Raw genomic sequence first — 1,666 nt, 5'->3', positions numbered from 1 at the left:
TCGGCGATCTCCCACAGCCCGTCCGGAACAATCCAACTCCACGTACCCCGCCCCATGCCGAGCCCAACGAGCCAGCACCACATAGGACACTGTCTAAGGGTTGTCCCGTAACTGATCTTTGACATGTGGGCAGTTGGTCAGGGCTGAATCCTGGTGGCCCCGGTGGGCTTCGCCGCCAGGGTCGCGTCGTCCTCGTGGGCAAGTCCGGTTTGATCGCTTGATGTCCGAGATGGCTCAGCGCCTGATGGGGCTGCGGGCAGACCCTCGGATGAAGCGAACGGCAGAACCCCAAGTCCCTTGGTACGGTGCACCGATGTCAGCGATCAAGAAGTTCCAGGTCACCTTTGACTGCGCAGAACCTGAGCGTCTCGCTCGTTTCTGGTGCGAGGTGTTGGGGTACGTCGTACCGCCGCCACCGGAGGGGTTTGCCACTTGGGATGATTACAGGCGCTCGCAGCCGCCTGAGCAGCGGGATTCTTGGTTCGCCTGCATTGATCCCTCAGGTGTGGGCCCGCGGCTGTACTTCCAGCGAGTCCCCGAGGGGAAGGCCGCCAAGAACCGGGTGCATCTTGATGTGCGGGTCGGCACCGGGCTGGTGGGAAAAGAGCGCCTCGCCGCACTTGAGGCCGAATGCGCACGACTGGTCCCGCTCGGCGCGGTACACGTGCGAACGCTGTATGACGGCAATGATTCGTGCATCCCGATGCTGGACATCGAGGGCAACGAGTTCTGTATCGACTGAGCGTATGGGGCGGGAATCATCCTGTGAGGGCGAGGTTGTGCAGCCGGGCGATGCCGAGCATGGCGGTGTGGACGCCGTCGCCGCGCAGGCGGCAGTCGCGGAGGATCTTCCAGGTCTTCATGCGGGCGAAGGCGTGCTCGACACGGGCGCGGACCTGTTTGTGGCTCTTGTTGTGGGCCTGCTGCCAGTCTGGCAGTTCCTCGTCCGCGCGGCGGCGGTGCGGCATGACCAGTCCGGTGCCGACGTAGCCGCCGTCGGCGATTGTGGTGGCCTTCCCGGCGACGGCCTCGGCGCCGGACTCAGCCCAGGCCCGGCAGTCGTTGCGGTTGCCCGGCAGCGGCCGGCCGACCACCACGACCATGCGGGTATCGGCGTCGATGACCAGCTGGTGGTTGGTCGAGTACCGGTAGTTCTTCGACTGCTCGGCGATGGTGTGGTCCCGGGTGGGCACCAGAGTGCCGTCCACAATCAGCACCGCGTCCTTGGCGAACCGCTTGCGCGGCTGCAGGGCCAACTGTGGTCCGAGGTGGTCGATGACCCGGTCGGCGGCCGACTTCGACACCCCGAACAGCGGGGCCAGTTGCCGCAGGGTGAGGTTGGTCCGCCAGTACGCGGCCACCAGCAGCACCCGATCCTCGAGCGGCAGCTTCCACGGCCGGCCCCGGCCAGGAACCTCCGCACCCTCGCGGCGCAGCAGCGTCACCAACTTGCCAAAGGTGCGCGGGCTCAGCCCTGTGAACGGCTCTATCCAGGACGGCACCGACGCCGTGATCACACCCAGGCACAACCAAGATCATCACACAGCGAGATCACTTACGGGACAACCCTTACGAGCTCGTGCATGGTTGGCGGTGGCCCATCGAGGGCCGTGAACTGGCCAGTGTTCACGCTCATTCATCGACCGCGAGGGGTGACCGCTTGTTG

The 1,666-nt window shown here is 65.5% G+C and carries 2 protein-coding genes; one reads left to right on the top strand and one right to left on the bottom strand.

The genetic code is table 11. The features are described from left to right. Positions 1-313: 313 nt before the first annotated feature. Positions 314-742: a VOC family protein gene (locus ACWD0A_RS34800; RefSeq protein ID WP_257536773.1), complete on the top strand. Its 429-nt coding sequence runs from the start codon at positions 314-316 to the stop codon at positions 740-742. Positions 743-758: 16 nt separating this feature from the next. Here the strand turns inward: ACWD0A_RS34800 and ACWD0A_RS34795 are convergent, their stop codons facing one another. Beyond that, on the bottom strand, positions 759-1,523 hold the full coding sequence (locus ACWD0A_RS34795; protein WP_451304703.1) for a transposase: 765 nt from the start codon (positions 1,521-1,523) through the stop codon (positions 759-761). Positions 1,524-1,666: the final 143 nt, after the last annotated feature.

This window comes from Streptomyces sp. NPDC002867 (assembly GCF_053591895.1).
The sequence above is the reverse complement of the archived record's forward strand: the minus strand, read 5'-3'. Positions and strand labels throughout refer to the sequence as shown.

Bases quoted from the DNA above. Each gene is read 5' to 3' on its own strand.
- ACWD0A_RS34800 (WP_257536773.1), top strand. From the start codon at position 314: ATGTCAGCGATCAAGAAGTTCCAGGTCACCTTTGACTGCGCAGAACCT.